Origin of the sequence: Sulfurimonas sp. (genome assembly GCF_019429335.1) — a bacterium.
GTDB lineage: Bacteria > Campylobacterota > Campylobacteria > Campylobacterales > Sulfurimonadaceae > Sulfurimonas.
The window spans coordinates 43,048-64,026 of the sequence record NZ_JAHYJB010000005.1 but is presented as its reverse complement, the minus strand read 5'-3'; the positions used below and the strand labels follow the sequence as shown (position 1 = coordinate 64,026).

Here is a 20,979-nt window from a genome sequence, read left to right as displayed (position 1 = left end):
TATAGTGCCATTTTATCATTAAAGTTTAAAAACTGTATAAGTTCAGAAACATATGGCACTCTCTAGAGGAGAACTAAAGAGTGAAAAATGCAAACAGATTATCTCTTCAACGGCATAAGAGGATATTCCAGATTTAAAAGATTTAGCTATCTTTTTGAGATGGAAAATACAGAAGCTACTAAAAGATTAAAAATCATAAAGTTTTTTGACAAATACGGACTTGAAGCAACCATAGAAGCATTTGGTGTAAGCAGAAGAACTATCTATAGATACAAAGCAACTTTTAAAAAAAGTAAAGAAAATGTGTCGTCTTTAAATCCAAAATCTACCGCACCAAAACAAATTAGAAAACCTACTACACCAAAAGCTGTAGTTGATGAAATTAAACGCCTTAGAGAAAAATATCCAAATATTGGTAAAGCTAAACTACATGTAATGTTACATTCTTGGTGTGAAGATAATAATCTTCTTCTCCCCTCAGAGTCAACTATTGGAAGAATAATCGCAAGGGATAAAGATAAAATGAGACTGTTTCCACAGCGCATAGACTCTAAAGGCAGAGTGAAACCAAAGAAAAAAGAGATTAAAACTCGTAAACCAAAAGGTCTTAAGAATGCCCCTATGCATCTGTGGGCCGTTGATACAATTCAAAGAGTAACAGCTGGTATGAGAAGATATATTATGACTATGATTGACCCTAACAGTCGCATAGCATTTGCAGTTGCAATTCCAACCAAACACACAACGCATACAGCCAAAGTGCTTGAAGCACTAATAGATGGTGTTACTACAAACGATAATCAAGATAAATTTTCAATTCTATCTGATAACGGCTCTGAGTTTAAAAAAGAGTTTGATGCTCTTTTACAAAAAAAGCAGCTAACACACTATTGGACATATCCACGCTCCCCTAAAATGAATGCTCACAATGAAAGATTTAATAGAACCATACAAGAGCAATTCGTTGATTACAACGATGATTTACTTTTTAGCGATATAGATCTATTTAATCAAAAAATGGCAGATTGGCTCATAGAATATAACACTGAAATACCACACCATAGTTTACAAATGAAAACTCCTGTACAATATCTCATTAATACTAATCCTCAGTGCCAAATGCTATGGACTAATACAAAAACTTGACATTGCAACTTCTATTAGTGTAAAATTACGCCATCAAAAACTGTATGAAAACATCTTACACTTTCCCTATGCACCATACAGTTAATATCCACATGGCAAATCTAAAAACATTAAGGTAGCTATCTTATGAGCGAAAACACTCCGCAACAACCTCGTAAAAACACAAATAACAAAACTAACGCTAAAACAAGAACGCACAGTCCGGTAAAGGGCGCAAGCGTAGAAGATCTCCGTGTAAAAAGCATAGAAGAACTTACCGCTATGGCAACGGAGCTCAGCATTGAGCATCCAAATGAGCTAAAACGCCAAGACCTTATCTTTGAGATATTAAAAGCTCAAACCGAACAAGGCGGCTTTATCCTCTTTAGCGGTATTTTGGAGATTATGCTAGATGGTTACGGTTTTATCCGCTCGATTGATAAAAGTTTTGATGAGAGTATCAACGATGCGTATGTGTCAAATACCCAAATCAAACGTTTTGCTCTTCGTAACGGAGATGTAGTAACGGGTCAGGTTCGCCCTCCAAAGGACCAAGAGAGATACTACGCGCTTATTAAAATAGAAGCAGTCAACGGCCTTCCTCCCGAAGAGAGTAAAAAAAGACCTCTTTTTGAAAACCTTACTCCACTCTACGCAACACAACAGATAAAACTAGAATACAGAGAAAAAGGGTTAACAGGTCGTATGATGGACCTTTTTGTTCCTATCGGTAAGGGGCAGCGCGGTCTTATAGTAGCACCTCCAAGAAGCGGTAAAACTGAACTCTTAAAAGAGATTGCTCACGGTATCACTCACAATCACCCTGAGATAGATTTGATGGTTCTGCTTGTTGACGAGAGACCCGAAGAGGTAACAGACATGGAGAGAAGCGTCAAGGGTGATGTTTACAGCTCAACTTTTGACATGCCCGCAAAGAACCACGTAAAAGTAGCGGAGATGGTAATAGAAAAAGCAAAAAGACGCGTAGAGCTTGGACGCAATGTTGTTATTTTACTAGACTCTATCACACGTCTAGCACGTGCTTACAACACCGTAACACCATCAAGCGGAAAAGTTTTATCGGGCGGTGTGGATGCAAATGCACTTCACAAGCCAAAAAGATTTTTTGGAGCGGCTCGTAACATAGAAAACGGCGGAAGCTTGACCATCATCGCAACCGCTCTTGTAGATACGGGAAGCAGAATGGATGAAGTTATCTTTGAAGAGTTCAAAGGTACCGGCAACTCAGAGGTTGTACTTGATCGCAAAATCGCAGACAGAAGAATTTTCCCTGCTATTGATATCCTTAAATCAGGAACGAGAAAAGAGGAGCTTCTTGTCAGTCCTGAAATACTACAAAAAGTATTTATCCTGCGCCAAATGATTCATAAGCAGGACAACGAGATAGAAGCGCTGAAATTTGTCTATACAACAATGGGGAAAAAAGCTACAAATGAAGAGTTTCTTGAAAGTATGAACACTAACCAGTAATGACGAAGTCAGATTTATCGCCTTTTGGCCTAGCTTTAGTAAGGGGAATTTGTCAAGGAATCCACTTCTTGGACAGAGGAGAAGAATAGTGAAAGTCGGTGTATTTGACAGCGGAATCGGCGGCTTAACTGTTGTAAAATCACTGCTTGAACACAATCTTTTTGCAGAGATAGTCTATTTTGGAGACACCGCGAGAGTTCCCTATGGCATAAAAGACAAAACCACCATCATTCGCTACGCCATAGAAGCCGTAGAGTTTTTCAAAAACTTTGACCTTGACCTCATCATTGTAGCATGTAACACGGTGAGCGCACATGCGCTTGATGAGATGCGGGAAGTCTCCTCTTGCCCTGTTATCGGTGTTGTTGAAGCGGGAATTTTGGCAACTGCAAATGCAATCAAAGATAAAAATGCAAATATATTAATCCTTGGAACAAAAGCGACAATCAACTCAAAAGCTTATGAAATAGGACTACATGCAGAAGGATTTTATAATCTTCAAGCAAAAGCGACGGGGCTTTTTGTTCCTATCGTTGAAGAGGAGATTTACAGCGGGGAGATTTTGGAAGCGACATTCAAACACTACTTTGACGCCCTTGAAAAACCAGACGCTATTATCTTGGGGTGTACACACTTTCCGCTCATCTCTGACGCCATTGGGAACTATTTCGGCAAAGATACCGTGCTTATCCACTCAGGCGACGCTATCGTAGAACAGCTTGAACTTGATTTTAAATTAAATACAAAATATGAAACAACAAAGCTGGAGTTTTTTGCTTCAGAAAATCCTGAATCGTTAATGAATGTAGCAAAAAAGTGGTTAAACTTATAAAACTATAAAAAGGAAATTTTTTTATGCGCTATATCGCTCTTATTTTTACATTTCTGCTCTTTGCACACGCTGATGAAGAGTATCAGCTGGGCAAAGGGGTTCAAGTGGGCTCACTTCCGCTTTACATAGGCGGCTATTTTTCACTTGACTACAAACATGCAGACGATATTGACAGATACAGAATAAATGATGTAGCTATTTTAGGTTATGGTGATTATGAAAAATTCTCATACATGGCTGAACTTGAGTTTAAAGAGGTCTACGTAGTGACGCACCAAAACGGCGTTAAGGATAGTACCAATAACCATAAATTGTACACAGAAAGACTATATTTAGATTATAACCTCAATGAAAATTACATGTTTAGAGTCGGTAAATACAGCTCACCGATAGGTTTTTGGAACCTACTGCCTGTAAATGTTCTGCGAGAAACAACATCCAATCCAATGAGCACATCAATTATTTTTCCAAAATTTACAACGGGGCTTGGCACCTCTTACCTCTCCTACAGGGATGGTGAGCTAAAGGTTGATGTCATGTTGCAGCACAACAATGATATTGACAATAAGTACAATAATTACAAAATTGATGAGCATTATGGGTTTGGCATATCATACGAGAGAGATGACTATACGTTCAAACTAAACAGCGGCTATTTTCACAATCTCGACAACTACACAATCCAAAACAATCTTTACTACTTTCTTCTCTCAGCAAAATATGAGTCCGACAAATATCAGATTTTATCTGAAATAGGCTCTCAAAAATCAGAAAGTGATTTTACTACCGACTACGCACTCTACATACAAGGTCTATACCGCTTTAGCGAACAGCATATAGGAGTCATAAGAGTAGAATCATACGATGACAATCTCAACACAACTGATGATGACCTATTGATATTTGGCTACACATATAGGCCACTCTATCCTATTGCAATAAAATCTGAATACCAGTTTCACTCACAAAGTAACCAAAATCAGTTTTTATTCTCATTCTCAGTGCTCTTCTAATGAAAACAGTTATCATAATTTTTTTATCGACCATTATGTTCTCTACCCAATCTTTGGCTGATGAGTATGCCGTTATTGCAAACCAAAAGATGAAAGATCTCTCAAGAGCGCAGATTAAAGCGATATTTTTAAAAAAAATAACTGTTATTGAGGACATCAATGCTGTTCCTGTCAATCTGGGAGCAAGAGACCCTATAAGAGAAAAGTTGAAAATAAAATAGTAGAGATGAATTTTGAGAGATTAAAATCATACTGGGCCGCACAGCACTATCTTGGAAAAAGACCCCCGGTCGGGATGCACTCCGAGGAGAGCGTTAAAGCTTTTGTCAAAAATGTTGAAGGCGCCATAGGATATATTAACGTCAAGAATCTTGATAACGACATAAAGGTTTTATACAGATGGAGCGAGTAGTAAAGCGTACTACTGTGTGACGATGAGTTAATGAACAGAAAAGTTGCCTCAAAGATACTAAACAAAGAGGGTTTTAATGTCATCGAAGCTCAAAACGGCAAAGAAGCTATAGAGATTTTAAACAGACAAAAAGTTGATTTGATTTTGATGAACTTAATGATGCCTGTTATGGACGGGTACGAAGCCACTAGCATCATCAAGAGCGACGAGAAATTTTCTACAATTCCGCTTATTGTCATCTCTGCTCTCTCAGACAAAGAGGCTATAACAAAGTGCCTAAAACTTGGAGCAAACGAGTACTTGACAAAGCCGTATGATATTGTTGAATTTGGCCTTAGGGTCAAAAATGCAATCAAACTCGGAGCTTATCAGAATATGCTCAAAGAGCACAAGAAAATCTTGGAGCAAGAGGTCTCTAAAAAAACAAAAGAGCTTCAAAATGCCCTCATAGAAATCCAAAAAAGCGAACAGGATATTATCTCTATCCTTGGAAAAACTGCCGAATATAGAGACAATGAAACATCAGCCCACACTCTCAGAGTAGGCGAAATGGCTGCACTGATTGCGAGAAAATTTGGATGGAGCAGCGAGGGCGTTGAACTTATGAGATTGGCGTCCCCGATGCACGACATAGGAAAAGTCGGTATTGCTGACAACATACTTCTAAAACCCGGCAAACTAGATAACGAAGAGTTTGAGATAATGAAACAGCACTCCGTTATCGGCTACTCTATCCTCTCACAAAAAGAGACGCCTCTTCTTAGGCTGGCAGCAGAGATAGCCCACTCTCATCATGAAAAATACAACGGCAAAGGCTATCCGAATGCTCTTGCTGGCGATAATATCCCACTTAGCGGCGCCATAGTTGCGGTTGTTGACGTGTTTGATGCACTACTTAGTGAAAGACCTTACAAGAGAGCTTTTACTTTAGAGAAAACTCTTGAAATTATCAAAAATTATTCAGGTTCGCATTTTAATCCAAAGGTAGTTGACATATTTATGGAGAACTTGGATGAAATCCTAGAAATTGAAGAAAAGCTTCAAGATGTTTGATTTTTTAAAAAAATCACTGCGCAACAAGCTGCTCTCTATTTTTATAGTTATAGGTTTTTTGCCGTTTCTAACACTTTTAATCTATACCCTTTTTTTAAGTGAAACAAAAATAGTAAACAAAACTATTAATGAACATCTAGAGAGAACCAAAGTTGTAATAGGACTTATTAACAACCATCTAGAGAGCTTAACCAAGGAGGTGAGATTTTTAAGCTCCCTTGATTTGATGGATGACCTCTTGGCGGAGGATATCGACAAGAGAATCTCAAGGCTCTTAACTCAAAAAAAGAGGATTTAAACTTAGATATCACATTTATGGCGGTTGCCTTAGACTCTACCATTGTTTCTTCATCATATAAAAATATATTGCTTAAAAAATATAGCCTCAATGAGTTAAATACAAAAGAGTATGGGGTTTACGTGAAAGATGGTTATCTTTACATGTACTCACAGATACATGCCTCTTTTGAAAAGGAAAAAAAACTCGGATTTTTGGTTTTAAAGTACAATCTTAAAAATCTAGACTCATATCTGACACACAACGAGACCGTTCACTCATACATAGTAAATCCAGAAAATAGCTTTATTATAGGTGAAAAGATCCCACTGGAAATAAATTTCAAAAACAATACGAACAGCATTATTGATAGCAGATATGTTGTCGTATATGAAAAATTATCCTCTTTTTTAAATGATTGGCACATTGTCTATGCTGTAGATAAAGGCGTTGCGCTGGAGTTTTTATATGATTTTATCAGTTTTATGCTCTACATGTCGCTTGTTATTTTTATACTAATCATCTATATGTCTATCAAACAATCCAGAGATATCGTAAAACCGATTGAAGAGCTCACCGACACAACCAACTATATAACCAAAACGCAAAACTACTCCGCACAGTTAAACGTAAATTCGCAGGATGAGATAGCCACGCTAACCCACTCTTTTAATAACATGTTAAAAACTACATTCTCGGCACTTCAGACGCTGGAAGAGGAGAATAAGTTAAGATTAAAAAGGTTTACTCAGCTAATTGAACTCTTTAACACCATCATTCAGACAAAGAGTGAAGATGAGTGTATGGACGTCTCTATGCAAGAGATAAAAAAATTGACTTACAAAGAGAATCTGCATTTCAAAAAAGAGCAAAATATAGTTTCGGACAAAGAGTCTGTAGATCTTTATGTGAGTGATTTTGAGAATGATGAGAAGATATATTTCGGCTCCATTGAACTTGGAATAGAGAGTTTTGAAGATAAAAATGAACAGAATTTTTACAACTCTATCGCCTCTATGATAACACTGCAGCTTGAGAGAATCAGGCTGATCGAGAGAACTGCCTCTGCTTCAAGGGCAAAATCAGCATTTATATCAAATATGTCGCATGAACTTAGAACTCCGCTAAATGCAATTATAGGTTTTGCACAGTTTATGATTGAGTATGAAGAGCTAAATGAGGATCAAGAAGATACAGTTGAAAATATTGAATCATCTGCACAATATCTTCTTAGCATGATAAATGAGATTTTAGACATGGCCAAGATTGAAGCCGGCAAGATGGAAGCACATGTTGAGAGTGTAGATATCTTAGATATAGTTCAAAGCAGCCTCAACATGCTCTCTCCTTTGGCTAAGGATAAAAATATCAAATTTGATTTTATATTTGATAACTTTGAAAATAAAAAATACCAAACTGACCCTCAGATGTTTAAACAGATTGTGGTAAATCTTCTCTCCAACGCCATTAAATTTACCCCAGAGGGAGGCATACGGCTCGAGTTATATAACGACAGTGAAAGTCTATATGTAAAAGTAAAAGACAGCGGCATAGGAATATCTGAAGATGATATGAAACAGCTCTTTAACGACTTTACCCAGCTTGAAAATGTTATGCAAAAGAGCCATAAAGGAACAGGTCTGGGTCTCTCTCTCAGTAAAAAAATGGCAAATATTTTAGGCGGAGATATAACGCTAAAGAGCGATGGCATAGGACATGGGACTATCTCTACTTTTTCACTTCAAATAAAATAGTTGTAACTTTTTTTGAAATAATTCATGACTAATATTTCGTCATGAAAAACAGTTTGCCAAAAAATAGATTTTTTTCTTACCGACATACAAAAAGATGTTAAAAAAAAGATAATGACCAAAAGCATTACAAACTTGGCAATCGGGCTTGGCATAAAAGTAATAGCCGAGGATGTAGAGACAAAGGAAGAGCTGCTGACATGTAAGAGTATAGGCTGCCATTATGTTCAAGGCTATTTTATTCAAAATCCAACTCTTAATGCAAAAGAGATCAAAACAAGTATCTGCATATTGACGATGCTAAAAAATAAAAAACAGCACCTACATATCAAAGTTTAACTCTTAAAATGCTAAAATCACCATAATTAAAAATGGAGGGCAGGCGTGAGAGAAAGTTCAGAAGTATTAGCGCGAAAATATAGACCAAAAAGCTTTGATGAGCTTATAGGTCAAGAAACGGTTTCCCAAACTCTCTCACTTGCGCTTGACTCAAACAGGCTCTCTCACGCATACCTTTTCTCAGGACTCAGGGGAAGCGGAAAAACTTCAACCGCGCGCATCTTTGCAAAGGCTCTTATTTGTGAAACTGGTTTAACTCATCAGCCATGCGGAACTTGCCAAAACTGCAACATGGCTCTTGATGGCCGCCACATAGACATCGTTGAGATGGACGGAGCTTCAAACAGAGGAATAGACGATATCCGCGATTTGGTGGAGCAGACAAAATACAAGCCCTCAATCGCAAGATTTAAGATTTTTATAATTGATGAAGTTCACATGCTCAGCACTCCGGCATTTAACGCTCTGCTAAAAACGCTTGAAGAGCCGCCATCATATGTAAAGTTTATACTAGCGACTACCGACCCTCTAAAGATTCCGGCAACTATTCTGAGCCGTACTCAGCACTTCAGATTTAAATCGATTGCTACAAATAAAATAGTAGACCACCTCGCCCATATCCTAAACCTTGAGGGGATAAAATATGAAGCGGAAGCGTTAGAGATACTCTCACGTAGCGGAAGCGGAAGCCTTAGAGATACGCTTACTCTGCTTGATCAGGCAATAATATTTTCTAAAAACTATGTTGACGTGCGTACAGTTACAGATATGCTAGGTCTCGTTGACCCGAAATTTACAAGTGAACTCTTTAGTGCAGTTTTTGCAAAAGATTATGCAAAAATTGTCGAATATGTAAAAGTTCTGCAAGATTATGAACCTGAGATGGTAGTTGATGAGCTTATAGTCTTTTTAAAAGATAGAATGTACGCCGCAGACGCGCTCTACTCTACACTTGTACTGGATAGATTTTTTAGAATTTTAAGCGATGCGAAATATCTGTTTCATATCAATGCCGATGGCTCTTTCGTGCTCTCGCTTATATTTTTCAAAATGGTTGAGGCTCTGCGCATAAAAGAGGTTGACCAGATGATAGAGTCTCTGCAAAAAGAGATACATAGACCTGCCATATCATGTGCAACTCCAATCAATCTGCCAAAAGATGAGAATCAGTCTCAGCATGAAGAAAAGGTGCCAAAAGAGAATCTACATGTAGAAAAAAATCCTTATGAAAATACCTTCTTTGAGCTTGTTTCAAAGATAAAAGACAGAAATTTTGAACTTGGAGAGTGTTTTGAGAGAAGCATCTCATTTATATCTTATGAAAACAACCTGCTTACTTGGGAGAGCTGCGCAAATGACGAGTGCAAAAAGGTCTTAACACACGGTTACTCGGTAATAAAACAGCTGGTAAGAGAGGTGTTTGGATTTGAGACAAAAATCAAACATGAGGCTTGCAGCAAAGCTCAAAAAGAAGAGAGCATAACGCAGTCAGAGGCTGTTGAAGAAGAGCCTGCTTCGATGATAGAGGAAGTTGAAATCGGCGGAAGTGCGAGCTGTGTTACAAACTGCCAGAGCGGTGACTCTTCAAGAGAGATAAACGGTGCGGATATTTTAGAAGAGCAGATGGTTCAAAAAGCAACCGAACTTTTTGAAGCGACAAAAAGAACTGTTCAGCTAAAAATCTAACTCTTTGACATCTTCTCCACGCTAAAACCAAAGCTCGAACCTTTGCCAAACTCAGAGCTTATCTCAAGCGACGAGTCAAGCAGTTTTAAAACATAAGTAACCATAGCTAAGCCAATTCCCATAGAGTTGTCCCATCTGTTTTTATCCACCCTGTAAAACTTCTCTGCAATGCTCTTTAGATGCTCTTCTCTTATGCCTATGCCACTGTCTAAGACTGAGACTTTTTTATCTTTTAGCTCAATTATGACATCACTTTTGGAGTATTTCAGAGCATTGTCAACCAGATTGATAAGAGCTAGCTCCAGCATCGTCTTATCGGTAAAAATCAGCTGCTCATCTGCTACAACTCTTATATCTCTCTCTTTATATTTTAGAGCGAGATTTGATGCGACTTCATGACAAAGCTGTTTTAAATCAAACTCGCTCTTATTTATTGCCAAATCGCCATTTTCAAGCTTAACCGAGAGAGTAAGCCTATCTAACATCTTGGATATCTTCTCGCCGTTTGAGCTAATTTTGCTCAAAAATTTATCCCTGACGCTCTTTGGCATGTCGCTATCTTCTTGGATAGTCTGCGCATAGCCCATAATAGCCGCCACAGGATTTTTAAACTCATGTGAGATAGCAGAGAGGATATCGTTTTTTTGCTTGTTTATAAGCCTTAGCTTTGCCATATGCTTCGCTTTTTTCTTCTCGTTTTTGCTGAGTTTTTTTACGAGATTTTTCAAAAGCAGCGAGATTTGCAAAAACTCATAAAAATATTTTGTCTTCACAACCGCTTTGTAGTTTTTGCTTGAAACCTCATCAAGATAGTTTCTAAGCTGGGTGATATCATAAACTATTCTCTGGCTCATATTTTTTGACACAAATGCGGCAACGACCAAAATGCCCATAAAAATAAAAAAGAGTTTTATCCAAAGCGAGTAGAAGTCATCCATTATCTGCGCCAAACTCATGGATAGCCGTATATAGATCTGTCCCTCTTTATGGGCTATTTTTTTTACGACATTCAAATAATCAGCCTTAACCGTGTTTGAATATCTTATGACACTCCCATAATCTTGAGAATTCGACTCCATTACTTCGATACGCGAAGCGTGATTGTCCATTTGAGCTTTGTCAGCGTTTGATTCTGCCACAACAACTCCGTCTTCAGCGATTATTGTCGCTCTGAGGGATGTTTTTTCATAAACCTTAAGGGCATATGCGTCCAAATCCCCTATATTCTCAAGCTCTATCTCCATCAGCTCGATTGCATGTTTTAGATGATTTTTGTTATGCTCTACGACTATGGATTTTAAAGCTATATAGCTGATAACGGATATGATAAGTAGCGTGCTTGCAAATAACAGCAGAAATTTGAGTATAAATATCTGATGTATTTTTAGCACAACTTATACCCTATTCCGCGGACTGTTTGAATATAATTTTTACTTTTATCTGAGTCTATCTTCTCTTTTAGTCTATTTATGGCAACGTTTACGGTTTTGTATTGATACTCTTCCGCCCCGTCCCAGACGTTTTCGAGCAGATAGTCGCGGTCAAGAACGCTGTTTTTGTTTAAAATAAATTCACACAGCAGGTTAAATTCAAGCTTTGTGACATCTACGCTTTTGCCGTCTACGCTAAGGGTTCTTGAGCTTCTATCCAGCACCAAATCCCTGTATGCCAAAATGCCCTCTTCGACCTTTTTGCTTGTTCTTCTCAAAATTGCTTTGATGCGGAGCAGCAGCTCTTTCATATTGAAAGGCTTTGTTATATAGTCATCTCCGCCTCTTAAAAACCCCTCCTCTATCTCAGAGTCTGCATTTTTTGCGCTTAGATAGATAACCGGTGTTGCAAATCCATCTTTTCTAAGAAGCTGAACAAACTCGCTCCCCTCCACTCCGGGGAGATTTCTATCCATAATAAGCAAATCAACACTCTCTTCGCTAAGCATCTGCTCAACGCTTTTTGTGTTTAAAAATCCTATTACCTCATAGCCCTCTTTTGTCAAATTGTATTCAATAAGCTCTAATAAATCCTCTTCATCTTCTACAATAACGATTTTAGCGCCCATAAACATCCCTAATATTTTTTTTACTATTGTATCAAATGTATTAAAAAAATACGCTTCCTGTTTTTATAGTTTTTGAAGTTCATTTGGCTTATAATACTCCATTGTTGGCAAAGGAGGCTAAAATGTTTGTATCTACTTACACTACATTTATCAGCCCAAACAGCTCCAATAAAACAGACTTATACAAGACCAAAGAGCCTAAGGGTGAGTCAGAATCTTTTAGCAAAGAGCTATCAAACTCTGCTATAGTGAAGTCGCACACCGATAAAAATCTCCCTATCGATTATATCTCTAACTACAAATCTTTTAACAACCAGCAAAAACTCCAAAAGCAGCTGCAAAGCCAGAGTGAGATAAAACTAAAACAATTAACTACAACAATCAATGCAAAAGCCGCTTATGATGGAAATATTACGATGTTTTCACTTGTTAGAAAACCTGCTCTTACCCTAAATCAGACCCCAAAAATAGATGATAAGCTGCCCAGTGACATTAAAGAAGCAAAAGAGAAAAATTTACGTCATGTTATGGTAAATACATACGAAGCAAACGACAGATATTTCCAAATAACAGCAGCTTAACTACTCTGCTTCTATCCAGGCATCAGTTCTAATGAGTGTTCCCTCTTCAAATATCTTTAACTTATATGCGTTGCTGCACTTTCCGCCGCTAAAATCCATAATAGCTATCTGCATTATTTTCTTGCACTTTTTTGGAATATCAAAATGACCTTTGATTCCGGTAAAAAACTGCTTTAGAGGCACTTTCTCATCCATACCGATTACATTATCACGACAGCCGCTCAGTCCCATATCTGTTAGATATGCAGTGCCTTTGGAGATTTGAAAATCATCGGTTGAGACATGCGTATGCGTTCCGATTATGGCACTCACACTCCCTTGAAGCAGCAGCATCATGGCACGCTTCTCGCTTGTAGCCTCTGCATGAAAATCTATAAAGATATTTTTTACGCCATCTGCATGTAAAGCCTCAACCGTACTCTTTGCCGTTCTAAAAGCGTTCTCGGTATATGGCATTGAGTAGTGGCCCATCAGGTTTAAAACTGCCAGTTTATCTCCGCACACATCGTAAACTTTGCAGCCTGTTCCTTTTACCTCATCAGGGTAGTTGTGAGGTCGCAAAATCTCGTGGGTGTCAAAAAGCGCTTCAACATCTTTTTTATCCCATGTGTGGTTTCCGCCACTCATGCAGTCAACGCCGAAACTTGCAATCTCGCTTGCATTTTTTGCAGTCAGCCCAAAACCGTGAGAGGCATTTTCATAGTTTGCAACTACAAAATCTATATTATGTTCTTGTCTGATTTTTTTGAGATGCGCTTTTAACATATCTCTGCCGGGACTGCCTACAATATCGCCTATAAATGCTACTCTCAACTCTCTGCTCCTCTAAGATACTTCAACGCTGCTTTTATGATGTCATCATCATCTTTTGAATCTGACTTTATACTATCTTTTTTCTCATCTATATATGTAAAGGTAATGTTCTGACCGTAATTGGATACGCTTTTTATCTTTTTGTGCAAACTCAAGAGTTTGATAACCATCAGTTCAAAAAACTGTTTACTCGGCACGTCAAGCTCTCCAAATCTGTCAATAACCTCTTCTTGTATCTCATAAATCTCAACAGGCTCGATGCATGCCGAGAGCCTTCTGTAGATATCTATGCGAAGTCTATCCTCTTTTACGACCTCATCGGAGACGTATGCAGAGATGGTAAGTTTTATATCTACTTTTAGCTTTTCGCTCTCTGCCTGATTGCTAAGGAGTTTTATAGCGTCTTCAAGCAGTCTTAGATAGAGCGAATAGCCGATATTTTTTATATGTCCGCTCTGAGCATCTCCGACAAGATTTCCGCCGCCGCGTATCTCTAAATCGTGGTAAGCCAGTACCGAACCGCTTCCCAAAAATGAGTTTGACTCTAACGCCAGAAGCCTTTTTTTAGCATCATCGGTCAAAGTCTCTTTGTCGTTTACTATAAAATATGCAAAGCCCTCAACATTGCTGCGCCCTACCCGACCGCGAAGCTGATGCAAGTCCGCCATACCGAATCTGTCTGCGCCATCGACTATTATAGTGTTTACGCGAGGCATATGGATGCCTGACTCGATGATGGAGGTTGCAAGCATAAGGTCATATTCGCCCGCTTCAAACTTTAAAAGCTCTTTTTCTGTATCAGCTGCAGAGATTCTTGAGTGGAGCATAACAACTCTAAGCGACGGCAATAGTGCCTTTAACTCACCTAATTTTATAGGCATATGGTCAATTGAGTTATGGACATAAAAAATCTGCCCGCCACGGCGAATCTCTCTGAGCAGTACCTCTTTTATCAGCTTCTCTTCATACGCTTTCACAAAGGTTCTAACCGGCTGTCTTTGGCTTGGAGGAGTGAGTAGCTGCGACATTGTTTTTATGGAGCTTAGTGCCTGATTTAGCGAGCGCGGTATCGGAGTTGCACTCATTGAGAGAAGATGAACATTGTGGTATAGCTCTTTTATCTTCTCTTTTTGTTTTACGCCGAATCTGTGCTCTTCGTCTATGATAACCAAACCTAAGTTTTTAAAATCCAGATTAAAAAGAGAGTGTGTCCCCACTACTGCATCTATTTCGCCTGAAGCGAGACCTTTTATTATATTGCTTCTGTCTTTTGAGCTTACAAATCTATCAAGCTTAGCCGTCTTGATTCCAAGGTTGCCGAATCTCTCGCGAAGTGAGCGGTAGTGCTGAGCCGAGAGAAGCGTTGTCGGAACAATCAGCGCCGCTTGCAAGCCTGACTTGTATGATGCATATATTGCATTCATCGCTACCTCTGTCTTGCCGAAACCGACATCTCCGCTAAGGAGTCTGTCCATGATGTGACCTGAGCTCATCTGCGTAATTATCTCATTAATTGACTGAGTCTGGTCATCCGTATAAAGAAATCCGGAGAGCTTTTGAAACTCTCTTAACTCGCTCTCATCTACCCTGATTTTAGGCGCTTGAATCAACTCTCTTGCGGCAGCGGTATTTACAATCTGCCCAGCTATCTCCATAAGACGTTTTTTAACGCTCTCTTTTAGTTTGCCGAAACTTCCTTTGCCAAGCTTGTCCAAAACTGGAACAGAACCGCCTGAGGCGATGTAGCGGTCGATACAGTCAAGATTTTCAACAGGAAGCAGAATCTTATCGTCACCAACGTACTTGATAACTATAAAATCTTTAATACCACCCAGTATTTGAGTCTGTTCGATAGACTCAAATATACCGACACCGTAATCCTCATGAACGACATAATCGCCTGATTTTAAATCATCAAGCAGGATTGAGCTTTTTCTTCTTCGTCTTAGCTTATTTTGCTTGTTTAAAGAGATAACAAGCTCATCTTTGGAGATTATGTTTAAGATATATGGGGCATAAACCACGCTGATATTTTTAAGCTCAAACAGCCCTGCCTGTTTTATGACAGCCTCATTTGAAGCGATAACGACTATCTTTTTATCTTTGTGCACTTTTAAGAGAGAGTGAAGGTCGCTAACGTAAATCTCTTTAAAATCATCAGATTCACTTAAAACCTCAAGATTGAAGCACTCTCTTGGGAGTGTTGGTTTATTAAGCGCATAAGCATCTACCAAAATGGCATCCAGATTTCTGATTAGTTTTGCATTTTTGCCCTCTAGAAAGCTAATAGCGTTTTCGCCCAAATACCATAGACCCAAAGAGGCTATATCTTTTACAAGAGAGTCAAACTCGCTCTCTTTTACCCTTTCGTTTAGGCTCTCAAACCCCTCTTCATCGAGAGAAAAAAATGCTGGAGTAAGCTCAAAGCTCTCAAGCTCATCTTTTTGCGTTCTTTGGGATTCAAGTTCAAAATATTTTATCTGTTCAATCTCATCGTTAAAGAGCGAGATGCGAAGAGGCATGGCGCTTGATGGCGGATAGATATCTATAATGTCTCCGCGAAAAGATATCTCTCCCTCAACCTGCACCATATCAACAAAGCTGTATCCCCAAAAAAGCATCTGCTCTTGGAATTTTTTAAACTCTATTTTTGTTCCAAACTCTATAACAACAGAGTCTAAAAGCTCTTTGTTGGGCAGATTGAAAAGGAGTGTTTTTAGCGGCGAAATAACAAGCGGCTTTTTCTTGCATGTATAATATTTTCTCAAAGCACAGAAGAGCTCGTGAATCTCCTCTTTGTAAACCCTCAAATCATCCCCGTAAGTGGCTCTGAAGTCAGGAAATACAATAACATCCTGCTTGAAAAATCTGGCTACGCTCTCAAGTTCATGCGCCTCTTTTGAGTCATCGCAAATCAAGAGCTCTAAATCTTGATTTTTTGCGGTTTTATAATATTGAAATAGTCTATGTTGTGACATTAGTGTGTACGGAGGACTATGATATTTTTACCTCTTGCTCATTTAAAATACTTTTTATCGTATCCGTTGGTATATTATCGCTTAAAGGCGCTTTTTTAGGTGCAGCAGCCACATCTTTTACGATACTGCTTCCCTCAAAGATACCTTTTGCCTCAATAACAAGTTCACTTGACTCTATTGTGCCGTTTACTCTTCCGTTAGCTTTAATCTCAACTCGTTTTGCGTTGATATTGCCCTCTATGTATCCCTGAACAACCAATCTAGTTGTAAATACATCGCCGTTTATGTGTCCATGCTTGCCTATATTCACCTCTTTACTTGAGCGTATTGTACCCTCAAACTCTCCGTCAACATAGAGATTGCATGCAAGATTCATCTCCCCTTTTATTGCAGAGCCAGCTGTGATGATGGTAGTGTTTGCGTCGGTGCCGGTACTTTTATGTGTGCTGTCGCTGTTATTAAAGATTGCCATGGTATTTGTTTCTCCTTTTGAAATATATCATTATAGTTTTTTACGCTCCATTTTACAAATGCCAAAGGATCAACCGATCTTTGAATAAATTTAATCTCATAGTGCAAATGCGGGCCGCTGCTCATACCTGTATTCCCAGTGTAGGCGATTAAATCACCTTTTTTTACAAACTTTCCAGATCCAATCACTGCCTTATTCAGGTGCGCAAAATATGTCTTAAACCCGTAATTGTGCTGAATAATTACAAGATTTCCAAATCCGCTTTTTTGATGATATCCGGACCACTCTACAATCCCATCAGCTGTAGCATAAACAGGAGTCTTCATATCCGCCTTCAAATCAATACCGCGATGAAGCTCTTTTGAATTTAGCGTCGGATGTATCCTATATCCAAAAGTGCTTGTAACTCCCCGGTACTCTACCGGAGAACCGCTTGGAATAAACTGCATCAGGGTTGCAATATGTTCAGAATTTACCTTAGTTGTGGTCATCCTCTCGGAGAGTGATGTCTCAGCCACAGGAGTTATGCCGATAAGCGTCTCTATCTCAGAGAGCGTCTCAGAGACAGCTATTAGCTCTTTTTTCTTATCAATCAAAGCCAGTTGAGCCTCTTTTATGCTCTTATCAAGGGCTTGATTTTTCTCTTTTTGCATCAAGTAGGCTTTTTGCGTAGCTTGGCGCTTTATCTCTATCTCATCTACTATATAGTTTAGATAAAGTATTGTACCGATTGCTACAATAGTAACTATTCCAATAAATAAAATAAGATGAAAAGCCGTCTTTTTGATAATACGATGAAGATTAAACTGCCTTACGCCGTTATCATCATGTATCGTAATTGTGAAGTGATTACTCATGGCACTCTCTTAAAAATCTCTCTACTACACTAAAAGAACCGAAAACAAGATATTTTTGCTTCGGTTTTATTTTATTGAATATACTATATTTTATCCCTAAGCTATCTAAAACGGTCTCAATATTTTCTATTTTTTCAGCGCGTTTGTCACCTATGGTTATAATTTCTACATGTAATGCTATTGGACGCAAAATTCTTAGAATTTCTTGATAGTTTTTATCTTTGTAACTATTATAAATTATTATATATTTCTCACCTCTCAAAGCATCAGCTACGCTTTGCGCTGCGAGTGCGTTATGCCCGACATCAATTATAATATCGTCACTTATTTTTGTAATCCTGCCAAAGAGAGGCGCTGCTGAAAAATGCTCAATTTTATACTCAAGGTTCAAAAATTTAAGTGCCGCTATGCTTAACGAAAGATTATGTGTTAGATATGGAGCAAGAGAGAGATTTTTAGAGATATCTCCTATCAGCTCTTTATCTTTTTCATCTAAAATCTCATCTGCTCTTTTGATATTTAGAGATTTTTCAGACTTTAGCCTATCAACAACTTGATAAACCTTATTATAGCTCTGAGAGCTCAATATTGCACTATTTTGGATTGCATTTAATTTTGTAGAAGCGATACTCTCTATCTCTAAGCCTAAAAAAGCCTCATGGTCATAGGCTATTGGAGTAACCAGCGTCAGGCGTTTAGAAAAAACAGCCGTTGCATCAAATTCGCCGCCAAGTCCAGCCTCCATTACGACATAATCGCACCTCTTAAAAATTATTGCACTCAAGAGAGTTGTATACTCAAAATAGCTAAGAGTGTCCGCATCACTCTTTGGCAAAAGCTTTTGCAGCTCTCTGTGCGCACTCTCTAACTCTGCATCGGTTGCATTTGAGCCGTTTGCCCAGACTCTCTCATTGAACTCTAAGATATGAGGAGAGGTATAATGCCCCACACTATGCCCCATCGCGTGCAGAGCGTTTGCTAAAAATCGCCCAGTTGTACCTTTGCCGTTTGTTCCGATAATATGAATAATATTTTTTAGAGGCAGTGAGGATTTTATCTTCTCATATACACGTGGCATTCGTGTGTAATCAATCTCATCGTAGTAGAGCGGTTTAGAATTTAAATAATCTTTCAGTATCACTTAGACTCTACCCTATCTCTGCCCTCATTTTTCGCTTTATAGAGGGCTTCGTCAGCCGATGTTATCAAATTAGCAAGCGAGAAGTGCGTTTTTCTCTCACTCACTCCGCAACTGACGGTAACGTTTATGCGGCTTTCCTTATACATCAAACGTGTATTTTTAATCTTGTTTCGTACTTTTTGAGCAAATGCCACTCCGCCATCAAGTCCTGTCTCTCCAAGAATAGCGATAAACTCTTCACCGCCGAATCTTCCTACTACATCTACAGCTCTTGCCTCGTTTTTAAGTATTTTTGAAAAAGCAACCAGAACCGCATCTCCAGCATCATGTCCGTATGTGTCATTAACCGCTTTAAAATTGTCAAGGTCGAAAAGTACTACAGTGAAGTCGTGTCCGTATCTTTCAAACTCAGCCTCTTTAACGCTCATAAACTCATCAAGCGCGCGCCTATTTAAAAGCTTTGTTAGAAAATCCTCTTTTGATTGCTCTTTAGCGCGCTCAAGCTCAAGCTCAAGCTGCTCTATTTTTTTGCTAAGCACACCAACTTCACTGCTATGCTTTTTTAAATCTCTAGTAAGCGCTTGAGTGTTCTTCTCCAATGCTACCGCAATTGTATAGAGCTTTTTATGAGCAACGCTAAAGCTGGTTGTAGTACTCTCGTTATAGCTCTCTAGCTCTTTTTTAATCTTCTGTATCTCAACAGCAGAGCTGTCTGAACTCTCTATCATCTCTATAAGTCTTAATGAGAGTCTGCCGAGAACGCCGTCTATTGACTCAACCATCTCTTTTACACTCTGTTTGTCAAGAGCAATTCTTAGGGATATAGCGGATTTAATCTCAGCTTCTATAGTGCTGCTCTCTAAAAGTGCGGGATTTTTTTGGATTTTTTGGCTTATTTCGGCTATCTTTTCATTTATTTCAGAAGCAATTGAGGGCACAAGTGATGAGACCAAAAGCGAAGCAACCTTTGAGAGCTCAAATGAGTCAAAATCTCTGCTTGGAGCATTTTCAAAATTTAGGTTTTGTATGGTTCTTTCTAGGTCTGCAGAATCAACATCTCCGAGCAGTTTGAGTTTTTGTAAAAAACTATCATCATAGGTTGTTAAAAAGTTTATCCACAACTGTCTAAACTGGTCAATCTCTGCAATAGAACACTCTCTTCCCAAAAGGTCCAGACTTTTTTTTGCAAGCTCAGAGGCTTCTTTGTTATGAAGCACTGCTATAGTCTGAAGCACCTTTTTTGTAAAGATGCTTTGTGATTCCAAAAGATTTGAGCAGTGTGTTGGGTTTGTTCTGTTAAGTCTAGAGATTAAAAAATGGGCTAGTTCAGAGATTGTTTTTATATGATATTTTTTGAGTTCATCCTGAAAATCTTTATTGAGCATAGATTTGAATTTATCTAGTTTTGAGCAATCCTCAACATTAAAACCTGCAGCAGCAGCCTCTTTGCAAAAAGCCTCCGCATAAAAATCAGGCGTCTGGAGTTTACCCTCTAGCTCCAATCTTTTTATAGCTTTTTTAATAATTTTTTGAATATTCACAATATCTCCTTGATTGTTAAAGTTCTATTTTGACTCTTTTTTAGCTCTTGCTCCCTCCGCAGAAACCTGTGCTACAAAAGACCTTACAGCTCTTTGTGCACCTTGACCGATGGCCTCAAACCTGTCTTGGTCTGTTACAATAGCATTTGGAGCGACGGAAAAGTCATGAAATCCTCTTGTCGTATAGCTTTTTGATACGCCGTTTGTATGTTTTACTATATTTAAAACAACGCTCATTCTGTATCCTATAACAAAACCGTTTTCATCATAAACAATTGGAGCATAAACGGGTGTAGACATTTTTAGAACAAGATGGCTATCTGAGTATTGTCTCTCAACTAGCGAAGCCTGAAATACCTCTATAATTGCCCTGTCAACTGCATCTTTAATTACAACTGTATTCTGTGGGTCTTGTGCTGAAATAATAACGCTCGTACTTATCTTCTCGCCCAAAGCATCACGAGAAAATTTGGCACTCGGAGAGTATCCGCATCCGCTTATGAAAATAGAGACCGATAAAAGAAGCAAAAGGTTTTTGATTTTTAACAGCTTCTTCAA

The 20,979-nt window shown here is 38.5% G+C and carries 21 protein-coding genes; 12 read left to right on the top strand and 9 right to left on the bottom strand.

What is annotated here, in order from left to right; genetic code table 11:
- Positions 1-87 precede the first annotated feature (87 nt).
- The 11 genes from K0A91_RS03445 (at position 88) to K0A91_RS03395 (ending at position 9,979) form a co-directional block, all read left to right on the top strand.
- A complete protein-coding gene (locus K0A91_RS03445; protein ID WP_295008179.1) occupies positions 88-1,146 on the top strand; it encodes an integrase core domain-containing protein in 1,059 nt (352 codons plus the stop codon).
- Positions 1,147-1,272: 126 nt separating this feature from the next.
- Positions 1,273-2,616, top strand: coding sequence for a transcription termination factor Rho (rho, locus tag K0A91_RS03440; protein ID WP_295008177.1), 1,344 nt, complete (start codon positions 1,273-1,275; stop codon positions 2,614-2,616).
- Positions 2,617-2,704: 88 nt separating this feature from the next.
- Positions 2,705-3,448: a glutamate racemase gene (gene murI / locus K0A91_RS03435; protein WP_295008175.1), complete on the top strand. Its 744-nt coding sequence runs from the start codon at positions 2,705-2,707 to the stop codon at positions 3,446-3,448.
- Positions 3,449-3,471: 23 nt separating this feature from the next.
- Positions 3,472-4,461, top strand: a complete 990-nt coding sequence (locus K0A91_RS03430) for a hypothetical protein (protein ID WP_295008173.1) — start codon at positions 3,472-3,474, stop codon at positions 4,459-4,461.
- The gene (locus K0A91_RS03425) at positions 4,461-4,682 is read left to right on the top strand and encodes a hypothetical protein (RefSeq protein ID WP_295008171.1); all 222 of its coding nucleotides are present in this window, start codon (positions 4,461-4,463) and stop codon (positions 4,680-4,682) included. Before K0A91_RS03430 ends, K0A91_RS03425 begins: the two co-directional genes overlap by 1 nt.
- A 5-nt stretch (positions 4,683-4,687) precedes the next feature.
- Positions 4,688-4,873, top strand: a complete 186-nt coding sequence (locus K0A91_RS03420; RefSeq protein ID WP_295008169.1) for a hypothetical protein — start codon at positions 4,688-4,690, stop codon at positions 4,871-4,873.
- 12 nt (positions 4,874-4,885) lie between these two features.
- Positions 4,886-5,926, top strand: coding sequence for an HD domain-containing phosphohydrolase (locus K0A91_RS03415; RefSeq protein ID WP_295008268.1), 1,041 nt, complete (start codon positions 4,886-4,888; stop codon positions 5,924-5,926).
- The gene (locus tag K0A91_RS03410) at positions 5,919-6,224 is read left to right on the top strand and encodes a hypothetical protein (protein ID WP_295008167.1); all 306 of its coding nucleotides are present in this window, start codon (positions 5,919-5,921) and stop codon (positions 6,222-6,224) included. The genes K0A91_RS03415 and K0A91_RS03410 overlap by 8 nt, the downstream gene beginning before the upstream one ends.
- 17 nt (positions 6,225-6,241) lie before the next feature.
- Complete coding sequence (locus K0A91_RS03405) at positions 6,242-7,957, top strand: ATP-binding protein (RefSeq protein WP_295008165.1); 1,716 nt, start codon at positions 6,242-6,244, stop codon at positions 7,955-7,957.
- A gap of 63 nt (positions 7,958-8,020) precedes the next feature.
- Positions 8,021-8,293, top strand: coding sequence for an EAL domain-containing protein (locus K0A91_RS03400; protein ID WP_366511620.1), 273 nt, complete (start codon positions 8,021-8,023; stop codon positions 8,291-8,293).
- Positions 8,294-8,338: 45 nt separating this feature from the next.
- Entirely contained in the window at positions 8,339-9,979 is a 1,641-nt protein-coding gene (locus tag K0A91_RS03395; RefSeq protein ID WP_295008163.1) for a DNA polymerase III subunit gamma/tau, read from the top strand.
- Here K0A91_RS03395 and K0A91_RS03390 read toward each other — a convergent pair.
- Together K0A91_RS03390 and K0A91_RS03385 are read right to left on the bottom strand one after the other, a co-directional pair.
- On the bottom strand, positions 9,976-11,370 hold the full coding sequence (locus K0A91_RS03390; protein ID WP_295008161.1) for an ATP-binding protein: 1,395 nt from the start codon (positions 11,368-11,370) through the stop codon (positions 9,976-9,978). The two genes, K0A91_RS03395 and K0A91_RS03390, sit on opposite strands and share 4 nt — an antisense overlap.
- The gene (locus K0A91_RS03385) at positions 11,364-12,038 is read right to left on the bottom strand and encodes a response regulator transcription factor (protein ID WP_295008159.1); all 675 of its coding nucleotides are present in this window, start codon (positions 12,036-12,038) and stop codon (positions 11,364-11,366) included. Before K0A91_RS03385 ends, K0A91_RS03390 begins: the two co-directional genes overlap by 7 nt.
- A gap of 122 nt (positions 12,039-12,160) precedes the next feature.
- Between K0A91_RS03385 and K0A91_RS03380 the strand changes: the two genes are divergently transcribed.
- Positions 12,161-12,619: a hypothetical protein gene (locus K0A91_RS03380; RefSeq protein WP_295008157.1), complete on the top strand. Its 459-nt coding sequence runs from the start codon at positions 12,161-12,163 to the stop codon at positions 12,617-12,619.
- On the opposite strand, the gene K0A91_RS03375 is transcribed toward K0A91_RS03380, so the two are convergent.
- From K0A91_RS03375 to lptE, 7 genes are read right to left on the bottom strand one after another with little or no spacing between them, the layout of a single operon-like run.
- Positions 12,620-13,432, bottom strand: coding sequence for a TIGR00282 family metallophosphoesterase (locus tag K0A91_RS03375; RefSeq protein WP_295008155.1), 813 nt, complete (start codon positions 13,430-13,432; stop codon positions 12,620-12,622). It abuts the gene before it with no gap.
- The gene (locus tag K0A91_RS03370; RefSeq protein WP_295008153.1) at positions 13,429-16,410 is read right to left on the bottom strand and encodes a DEAD/DEAH box helicase; all 2,982 of its coding nucleotides are present in this window, start codon (positions 16,408-16,410) and stop codon (positions 13,429-13,431) included. Before K0A91_RS03370 ends, K0A91_RS03375 begins: the two co-directional genes overlap by 4 nt.
- Positions 16,411-16,426: 16 nt before the next feature.
- The gene (locus K0A91_RS03365) at positions 16,427-16,882 is read right to left on the bottom strand and encodes a polymer-forming cytoskeletal protein (RefSeq protein WP_295008151.1); all 456 of its coding nucleotides are present in this window, start codon (positions 16,880-16,882) and stop codon (positions 16,427-16,429) included.
- Entirely contained in the window at positions 16,795-17,739 is a 945-nt protein-coding gene (locus K0A91_RS03360) for a M23 family metallopeptidase (RefSeq protein WP_295008149.1), read from the bottom strand. The genes K0A91_RS03365 and K0A91_RS03360 overlap by 88 nt, the downstream gene beginning before the upstream one ends.
- Complete coding sequence (locus K0A91_RS03355; RefSeq protein ID WP_295008147.1) at positions 17,732-18,880, bottom strand: bifunctional folylpolyglutamate synthase/dihydrofolate synthase; 1,149 nt, start codon at positions 18,878-18,880, stop codon at positions 17,732-17,734. Before K0A91_RS03355 ends, K0A91_RS03360 begins: the two co-directional genes overlap by 8 nt.
- On the bottom strand, positions 18,877-20,421 hold the full coding sequence (locus tag K0A91_RS03350) for a diguanylate cyclase (protein WP_295008145.1): 1,545 nt from the start codon (positions 20,419-20,421) through the stop codon (positions 18,877-18,879). Before K0A91_RS03350 ends, K0A91_RS03355 begins: the two co-directional genes overlap by 4 nt.
- Before the next feature lie 24 nt (positions 20,422-20,445).
- The gene (lptE, locus tag K0A91_RS03345) at positions 20,446-20,979 is read right to left on the bottom strand and encodes an LPS assembly lipoprotein LptE (RefSeq protein ID WP_295008144.1); all 534 of its coding nucleotides are present in this window, start codon (positions 20,977-20,979) and stop codon (positions 20,446-20,448) included.

What these genes read in the sequence shown, in the direction of transcription:
- K0A91_RS03425 (WP_295008171.1), top strand. Translation starts at nt 4,461, where the DNA reads ATGAAAACAGTTATCATAATTTTTTTATCGACCATTATGTTCTCTACC.
- K0A91_RS03365 (WP_295008151.1), bottom strand. Translation starts at nt 16,882, where the DNA reads ATGGCAATCTTTAATAACAGCGACAGCACACATAAAAGTACCGGCACC.
- K0A91_RS03405 (WP_295008165.1), top strand. Translation starts at nt 6,242, where the DNA reads ATGGCGGTTGCCTTAGACTCTACCATTGTTTCTTCATCATATAAAAAT.
- K0A91_RS03420 (WP_295008169.1), top strand. Translation starts at nt 4,688, where the DNA reads ATGAATTTTGAGAGATTAAAATCATACTGGGCCGCACAGCACTATCTT.
- K0A91_RS03430 (WP_295008173.1), top strand. Translation starts at nt 3,472, where the DNA reads ATGCGCTATATCGCTCTTATTTTTACATTTCTGCTCTTTGCACACGCT.
- K0A91_RS03385 (WP_295008159.1), bottom strand. Translation starts at nt 12,038, where the DNA reads ATGGGCGCTAAAATCGTTATTGTAGAAGATGAAGAGGATTTATTAGAG.
- K0A91_RS03370 (WP_295008153.1), bottom strand. Translation starts at nt 16,410, where the DNA reads ATGTCACAACATAGACTATTTCAATATTATAAAACCGCAAAAAATCAA.
- K0A91_RS03445 (WP_295008179.1), top strand. Translation starts at nt 88, where the DNA reads ATGCAAACAGATTATCTCTTCAACGGCATAAGAGGATATTCCAGATTT.
- K0A91_RS03410 (WP_295008167.1), top strand. Translation starts at nt 5,919, where the DNA reads ATGTTTGATTTTTTAAAAAAATCACTGCGCAACAAGCTGCTCTCTATT.
- rho (WP_295008177.1), top strand. Translation starts at nt 1,273, where the DNA reads ATGAGCGAAAACACTCCGCAACAACCTCGTAAAAACACAAATAACAAA.
- K0A91_RS03380 (WP_295008157.1), top strand. Translation starts at nt 12,161, where the DNA reads ATGTTTGTATCTACTTACACTACATTTATCAGCCCAAACAGCTCCAAT.
- K0A91_RS03360 (WP_295008149.1), bottom strand. Translation starts at nt 17,739, where the DNA reads ATGAGTAATCACTTCACAATTACGATACATGATGATAACGGCGTAAGG.